Consider the following 1,091-nt stretch of genomic DNA (forward strand, 5'->3'; position numbering starts at 1 on the left):
GAATGGCACTTACTTAAGAGCTAACCAGTTGTTTTAATTGATGAAAATCAGTCTGTTGATAAACTGGATTGCGACCAAGCCATCCAACTTATAACAGAACTGATTTTCATGCGTAGTAATAGCAAACAAGCCTTCCGACAACAACAAAGATTACAAACATATGCAGCCAGCACCACCGTCGATACGTTTTGTCGCTTGCTGGAAACTCCCGACATGGCAACAACCCTGCCTGCGCACAGAGAGCGTATATACCCACCCATAAAAACCTTGTCGATGTTCATGGCGCAAGCTCTGGGGACAGATCGTTCTTGCCAAAATGCTGTGAACAATCTGGCTGTGCATAAAGCCGTTCAACATTCCCAACCTGTCAGTACTTCTACGGGAGGATACTGCCAGGCCAGAATGCGCTTGCCTGTTTCTCTCATTTCCAATCTGGTAAGCCAGTCGGGGGATCTTATGGATCAGCAGGTGCGAGAGGCCTGGAGATGGCGCAATCGCCGAGTGCGCTTGATTGATGGAACCACTGTCAGCATGCAGGATACGGCCCGTAATCAGGAAAAATACCCACAGTCTGGTACACAAAAGCCGGGGCTGGGTTTTCCAGTTTGTCGTGTACTTGGCGTGATTTGCCTGTCCAGTGGGGCTGTTCTCAATGCCGCCATTGGCCCTTGTAAAGGTAAGGGCTCTGATGAGCAATCCCTGCTGCGTAAGGTCTTTCCCACATTCCAGACCGGCGACCTCGTGTTGGGAGATGCCTTTTTTGGGACTTTTTTCCTGTTGGCGTCTTTGGTAGCCAACGGCATGGACGGTGTTTTTGAGCAGATGGGTGTCCGCCGCAGAGGAACAGATTTTCAGAAAGGGCAAAGCCTCGGATCAAAAGATCATATTATTCAACTGACGAAACCAGCGAAGAAACCCGATTGGATAACGCAACAGGATTACGACAGTGCACCGAATGAATTGGCAATTCGTGAACTGCACACCGGTGGTCGCACGCTGATTACCACACTGCTATGCCCGAAAATTGCACCCAAAGGTGAATTAAAAAAGCTTTACAAAAAACGCTGGCAGATAGAAGTCGACTTCAGAGA

Annotated in this window: 1 protein-coding gene; it reads left to right on the forward strand. The window is 48.8% G+C overall.

Annotated elements, in window-relative coordinates; genetic code table 11:
• Window positions 1-108: 108 nt before the first annotated feature.
• Window positions 109-1,091 (forward strand): IS4 family transposase (locus QMA35_RS21765; protein WP_281649227.1); only part of this gene is annotated, 983 nt, incomplete at its 3' end.

The organism is Parendozoicomonas sp. Alg238-R29 (assembly GCF_947331445.1).
Taxonomy (GTDB): Bacteria; Pseudomonadota; Gammaproteobacteria; order Pseudomonadales; family Endozoicomonadaceae; genus Sansalvadorimonas.